Source organism: Flavobacterium sp. (assembly GCF_046153165.1).
Taxonomy (GTDB): Bacteria; Bacteroidota; Bacteroidia; order Flavobacteriales; family Flavobacteriaceae; genus Flavobacterium.
The window spans coordinates 1-6,826 of sequence record NZ_JBJXEN010000005.1 but is presented as its reverse complement, the minus strand read 5'-3'; the positions used below and the strand labels follow the sequence as shown (position 1 = coordinate 6,826).

Sequence of the window (6,826 nt, the reverse complement as noted above, 5' to 3'; positions counted from 1 at the left end):
GAATTAGGTAATGTTGTGTACAAATTTGCAGCTGATGTCCAATTATTATCTACAAAACTACATTCTTTGTTTAGTAAAGAGGGTTGATCAATTGCTACAGTATTTGCTGGCATAATTTCAACATCTTCGTTTTTACTACATGATGCAAACATTCCTAAAGCTAATGCCGTTAAAAATAAATTGGTTTTTTTGGTTGTTTTCATAATTTTTTGGTTGGTTAATTTTAAATTATTGGTTTGATTAATTCTTCATGGTAAAAATATAAATTTTACATTAAATTCAATAATTTAATATTTTATTCGTAATTTAAAATAACTTTTTTAAACTATTATTAATGTTTTATGATCGGTATGATGGATGTTTTTATCGGTAAAAAACACTTTTTATATGTTTTGAGATTAGTATTTAGCTGTATTAATTAACAAATATTTAACATAAATTTTACTCTAAAAAAGAGTTAATAAATATTTGAATATTTGAAATACCCTTGCTAGTAAGGGTATTTATAAAAGCACTTCCAATAATTGCTCCTTTTGCAAATTTTGTAGCTTGATTGAAAGTTTCTTTATTATTAATACCAAAACCTACAATTTGTGGATTTTTAAGATTCATTTCTGAAATTCTTTTGAAATAATTGGTTTGAATGTTACCGAAGCCGCTAGAACTTCCTGTTACCGAAGCCGAAGAAACCATATATATAAAACCGTTGGAAACTGAATCGATATATCTAATTCGTTCATCAGAAGTTTGTGGAGTAATTAAAAATATATTTATTAAACCGTATTTTTCGAAAGTTTCTTTATAGTTTTCGGCATAAATATCGACGGGTAAATCAGGAATTATAAGTCCATCAATACCTATTTCTTGGCATTTTTTGCAAAAAGCTTCAACTCCATATTGTAAAATCGGGTTGAAATATCCCATAATTACTAACGGAATTTTTACGGTTTGACGAATATTTTTTAATTGTTCGAAAAGTACTTTTGTAGTCATTCCATTTTCTAAAGCTTTAGTCGAACTTTCTTGAATAGTTGGACCATCGGCTAAAGGATCGCTAAATGGCAAACCAATTTCTATCATATCAACTCCAGATTTTTCTAAATCATGAATAATTTGAACGGTATCGTTTAAGTTAGGATATCCTGCCGAAAAATAAATGGAAAGTATCTTCTTGTCTTCTTGTAATTTTTGATTTATTCTGTTCATTTTTATAATTTAAAATAATCGATATAAGTGTTCAAATCTTTATCGCCACGACCAGAAAGATTGATGACTACAATATCTGTTGGTTTGAATTTTTTCTTGTCTAAAACTGCAAAAGCATGTGCACTTTCTATAGCTGGAATAATGCCTTCGGTTTGAGACATTTTGATACCCCAATTCATGGCTTCATCATCTGTAATAGAAATAAATTCGGCTCTTTTTGTCTCGAATAAATGGGCATGCATAGGACCAACTCCTGGATAATCTAATCCTGCGGAAATAGAGTAGGGTTCGGTAATTTGTCCATCAGGACTTTGCATTAACAGTGTTTTACTTCCGTGAATAATCCCAATTTTTCCTAATGCGGAAGTGGCTGCACTTTCACCAGAATCGATGCCTTTTCCAGCAGCTTCAACAGCAATGATATTTACTTCTTTTTCGTCAATAAAATGATAGAAAGTACCAGCAGCATTGCTTCCACCACCTACACAAGCAATGACATAATCGGGGTTTTGTTGACCTTCTTTTTCTAATAATTGCGTCTTTATTTCTGCTGAAATGACACTCTGAAAACGCGCCACCATATCTGGATAAGGATGTGGGCCAACTACGGATCCAATAATATAATAAGTATCTATTGGGTTGTTTATCCAATCTCGAATGGCTTCGTTTGTAGCGTCTTTTAGGGTTTTTGAACCCGATGTTGCGGGACGAACTTCGGCACCTAACATTTTCATTCTCGCTACGTTTGGCGCTTGTCGTTTAATGTCGATTTCTCCCATATAAACGATGCATTCCAAACCCATAAGTGCACAAACGGTAGCAGTGGCTACTCCATGTTGTCCTGCACCAGTTTCAGCAATAATACGGGTTTTTCCTAGTCGTTTTGCTAATAGAATTTGTCCAATCGTATTGTTGACTTTGTGTGCGCCAGTATGACACAAATCTTCTCTTTTTAGATAAATTTTTGTATTGTATTCGGCTGATAATCTCTCGGCAAAATAGAGTGGAGTAGGACGACCTACATAATCTTTTAACAGCTCATGAAATTCTTTTTGAAATTCTGGTTCTGCCGTAATTTTGAGGTAATTTTGTCTTAATTCTTCTACATTTGGATAGAGCATTTCGGGAATATAGGCTCCTCCAAAATTGCCGTAAAATCCTTTTTCGTTAACGTGAAAACTCATTGTATTTAAAGTTTAAATGTTTAAAATTTCAATTTGTTTTTGAAACTTTTCAATAATTCAGTATTTTTTAATCCTGCTTCGATTTCAAATTTGCTATTTACATCGATGGCATAAATGGGTAAATTTAATTTCTTAATATTTTCTATTTCTTCGATTCCGATTCCTCCGCTAAGGAAAAATGGTTTTTGTGATTTGTATTTTTCTAGAATTTGCCAATTGAAAGTTATTCCGTTTCCGCCTGGTAATTTGCCCTTGGTATCAAATAAAAAATAATCGCAAGCATTTTCAAATGGTTCTACTACTGAAAAATTAAAATCATCATTTACAGAAAATGTTTTGATGATTTCAATATCTTTTTGCTTTAGTTTTTTACAAAATTCGGCACTTTCATTTCCGTGTAATTGAATAGCATTCAAATTGTATTTTTTTATTTTTGAAATTATTTCTTCTAAAGTTGCATCTACAAAAACACCTACTTTTTTTATTGATTTATTAATTTTAGGGATTTCGCTATCAAAATAACGACTGGATTTCTTCCAGAAAATAAAACCGATATAATCTGGAAGTAATTGGCTTACTTCGAGAATGTTTTCGGGATATTTCATACCGCAGATTTTAAGTTTCATCTTTTTAGTTTATAGTTGTTTGATAAAATTTGAAGCAGCTTTTCCGGGATTATCTGTTTTCATAAAATTTTCACCAATAAGGAATCCTTTATAACCATAAGGTTTTAATTCATTAATGGCTTCGATAGAGGAAATACCACTTTCGGAAACTTTTACAAATTCATCAGGAATTTCTGAAGCTAGTTCTTTACTGAAATCTAAACTGACTTCGAATGTTTTGAGATTGCGATTGTTTACGCCAATCATGTCTAAAGTGGGCATAATCGATTTTTGTAATTCTTCTAGATTATGAACTTCTAGCAAAACTTCTAAACCTAATGATTGTGCAAATTCAGATAAATTTTTAATTTCCTCACGAGTTAATACTGCTGCGATGAGCAAAATTAAATCGGCTCCATGTGCTTTTGCTTCTAGGATTTGATATTCATCAATAATAAATTCTTTTCGCAAAAGCGGAATACTTACAGAAGCTCTTGCTAGCAATAAATCATCTAAAGAACCACCAAAATATTTTCCATCTGTTAGAATAGAAATTCCGCAAATACCAGCATTTTGGTACCCTTTTACAACTTCTTCTACCGAAAAACTATAATTTATTTCTACTTTAGATGGTGAACGTCTTTTGTGTTCTGCGATAATTCCAGAATTACTATTTCGTAAAATTTTACTCAACGAAATGGTTCTACATCCAAAAAGTACAGAATTTTCTAGTTGTGAAACTGGAATGATTGACTTTTTGAGTGCTACTTCATTTCTTTTGGCGAAGATGATTTTATCTAAAATATTCATTTTTATAAACTTAATTGTTGTAATTTTTTCAGAGCTTCAAGTCCTTTACCAGATAATAAACTCTCTTTGGCTAATTCGAATCCTTGCAATGGCGTTAGATTATTTACTGTTGCAATTGCCATTCCAGCATTGGCACAAACTACATTGTTTTGTGCTTCAGTTCCTTTTCCTGAAATAATAGTAAGAAATAGTTGTGCCGATTCTTCTATGGTTGTTCCACCTTGAATATCAGTTTGAGATAAAAGATTCACTCCAAAATCTTCTGGTTTTAGCATTCCTTCCATTTTATTTGTAATGGTTTTAGTATTTCCAGTTAAAGAAATTTCATCATAACCATCTAAACTGTGTAAAATGGTATAATTGGTTTCTGTATTTTGATACAAATAACTGTACATTCTAGCCAATTCGAGATTGAAAACACCAACCAATTGGTTTTTAGGAAAACTCGGATTTACCATTGGTCCCAACATATTAAAGAAGGTTTTTACAGCTAGCTCTTTTCTTATTGGTGCTACGTTTTTCATGGCTGGATGAAAAAGGGGTGCATGTAAAACACAAATCCCAGCTTGGTCAATACATTTTTCTAAAAAATTAGTATCATTACTAAATTTTACACCTAAATTTTCCATGACGTTGCTTGAGCCAGAAATAGATGAAACTCCATAATTTCCATGTTTTGCTACTTTTATTCCAGCTCCAGCAGTTACAAATGAAGCCAATGTCGAAATATTGAAAGTATCTTTTCCATCGCCACCTGTTCCGCACAAATCGATGGTATTATAAGCAGATAAATTTATTGGAATACACAATTCTAATAATGCTTCTCGGAATCCTGCGAGTTCGTCGATAGTGATGTTTCGCATCATATAAACAGTCAGAAAACTAGCTATTTGGCTTGGATTGTAATTTCCATTGGAGATGTTTACCAAAACATTTTTGGCTTCAGCTTTCGATAAAGTTTCATGCTGTATTAGCCGGTTTAATATTGTCTTCATTTTTTTAAATTAGATATGAGTTGTGCTTAGTTTTAAGTTTTTTTACTTAAAACTGAAATTAATTTTCAATATAGTTTTCTGTTAGTTAGCTATTTAGCCAATTTTTAAGAATTTCCTTTCCGTTGGGCGTGAGAACACTTTCTGGGTGAAATTGTACTCCACGAACATCGTAAGTTTTGTGACGTAAAGACATAATTTGTCCGTTTTCATCAACTGAAGTAATTTCTAATGCATCAGGAAAATCGACAGTATTTACAACCCAAGAATGATAACGACCCACTTCGATTTGTTTTTCTAGACCATCAAAAAGGTTTTCATTATCAACTAGAATATTCACATTGGTAGCTACGCCGTGGTACACTTTTTCAAGATTGATAAGGCTTCCACCAAAAACTTCTCCAATAGCTTGCTGTCCTAAACACACACCCAAAATACTTTTTGTAGCAGCATAAGTTTTGATGACTTCTTTGAGTAAACCAGCTTCATCGGGAATTCCAGGACCTGGAGAAAGTAATATTTTATCAAAGTTTTTTATTTCATCAATATCAAATTCATCATTGCGATATACTGTTACTTCGCAGTTTAAATCTTCGAGATAATGTACTAAATTGTATGTAAAACTATCGTAATTGTCTATGACTAGTATTTTTTTCATTTTCTTAAATTTAAATTTTTTCAGCTATTTCTAATGCTTTATCTAAAGCTGCTAACTTATTATAGACTTCTTGTAATTCGCTTTCTTCATCTGAATTTGCTACAATTCCAGCACCAGCTTGATAATGTAGTTGGTGATTTTTACTTAAAAAAGTTCGAATCATGATGGCATGGTTAAAGTTACCTTCAAAATCCATAAAACCTATTGCACCACCATAAAAATTTCTATTTGTGTTTTCATATTTTTCAATCAGTTGCATGGCTTTGTGTTTGGGTGCGCCAGATAAAGTTCCAGCAGGAAAAGTATAGGCTACGACTTTCATTGTAGATGAGTTTTCGTGTATTTGCCCTGTAACTTTTGAAACTAAATGAATGACATGAGAAAAAAACTGTACTTCACGATATTTTTCTACTTTTACCTGATGACTTTGTCTGCTTAAATCATTTCGAGCCAAATCTACTAACATCACATGTTCGGCATTCTCTTTTGCATCTTCGGATAAACTTTTAGCTAAAATAGCATCTTGTTCGTCGTTTCCAGTTCGTTTGAAAGTTCCTGCAATTGGGTGAATTTCGGCTTTTCTGTCTTTAATTACCAATTGTGCTTCGGGAGAAGACCCCATAATTTTGAAATCGCCATAATCGAAAAAGAATAAATAGGGTGAAGGATTTATACTTCGTAAAGCGCGATATACATTAAATTCATCGCCTTTAAACCCTTGTGTAAATCGTCTTGATAATACCAATTGAAAAACATCGCCACGATAACAATGTTTTTTGGCTAAAGCCACATTATTTTTAAAATCTTCATCGGTTAAATTAGATTTTTTATCATCAGTTTTAGAAAAAGAGTAAGTTGGTAAATTGCGTGTTTGCAATAATTGCTCGATTTCATTTATATTATTTTCATCTGTTAAGGAATGACAGAAAATATAGGCTTCATTTTTGAAATGATTAATTGCAATGATGTTTTGATATATAGCATAATAAATATCTGGAATTTGTAAATCATTTTCTTTTTTTGAAATTTCTATTTTTTCGAAATAACGTACTGCATCATAAGAAATATAACCAAACAATCCATTATTTATGAATTTGAAATCATTGTTTTCCGATTTGAATTGTGATGTGAATCTTTCAATTTCGTTTGGAATATTGGTTTGATTATTTATTTCAATTTTTTCAGAAGTTCCATCAGGAAATGATTTGAAAATAGTTTCATTTTCTATTTTTATGGATGCTATAGGATTGCAACAGATATAAGAAAAACTATTGTCATTTGCATGATAATCACTACTTTCCAACAATAAACTATTAGGGAATTTGTCACGAATTTTCAGATAAATGCTTACTGGCGTGATAGTATCAGCAA

7 protein-coding genes and 1 pseudogene are annotated in these 6,826 nt (G+C 31.6%); all 8 read right to left on the bottom strand.

Annotated features, from left to right (window positions below; translation table 11 throughout):
• Positions 1-203 (bottom strand): annotated as a pseudogene (locus ACKVOV_RS01015) (metalloprotease); the annotation flags it as partial.
• A 238-nt stretch (positions 204-441) separates the two neighbouring features.
• A complete protein-coding gene (trpA, locus tag ACKVOV_RS01010; protein ID WP_409204918.1) occupies positions 442-1,206 on the bottom strand; it encodes a tryptophan synthase subunit alpha in 765 nt (254 codons plus the stop codon).
• A gap of 2 nt (positions 1,207-1,208) precedes the next feature.
• Positions 1,209-2,390, bottom strand: a complete 1,182-nt coding sequence (gene trpB / locus ACKVOV_RS01005) for a tryptophan synthase subunit beta (protein WP_409204917.1) — start codon at positions 2,388-2,390, stop codon at positions 1,209-1,211.
• Positions 2,391-2,410: 20 nt separating this feature from the next.
• Entirely contained in the window at positions 2,411-3,016 is a 606-nt protein-coding gene (locus ACKVOV_RS01000) for a phosphoribosylanthranilate isomerase (RefSeq protein ID WP_409204916.1), read from the bottom strand.
• 9 nt (positions 3,017-3,025) lie between these two features.
• The gene (gene trpC / locus ACKVOV_RS00995; RefSeq protein ID WP_409204915.1) at positions 3,026-3,805 is read right to left on the bottom strand and encodes an indole-3-glycerol phosphate synthase TrpC; all 780 of its coding nucleotides are present in this window, start codon (positions 3,803-3,805) and stop codon (positions 3,026-3,028) included.
• 2 nt (positions 3,806-3,807) lie between these two features.
• Positions 3,808-4,800 carry an anthranilate phosphoribosyltransferase gene (gene trpD / locus ACKVOV_RS00990; RefSeq protein ID WP_409204914.1) on the bottom strand — a complete coding sequence of 331 codons (993 nt, stop codon included), beginning with the start codon at positions 4,798-4,800 and terminating at the stop codon, positions 3,808-3,810.
• A gap of 85 nt (positions 4,801-4,885) precedes the next feature.
• Complete coding sequence (locus ACKVOV_RS00985) at positions 4,886-5,455, bottom strand: anthranilate synthase component II (RefSeq protein ID WP_409204913.1); 570 nt, start codon at positions 5,453-5,455, stop codon at positions 4,886-4,888.
• A 10-nt stretch (positions 5,456-5,465) separates the two neighbouring features.
• A partial coding sequence (locus tag ACKVOV_RS00980) for an anthranilate synthase component I family protein (RefSeq protein ID WP_409204912.1) occupies positions 5,466-6,826 on the bottom strand: 1,361 nt, incomplete at its 5' end.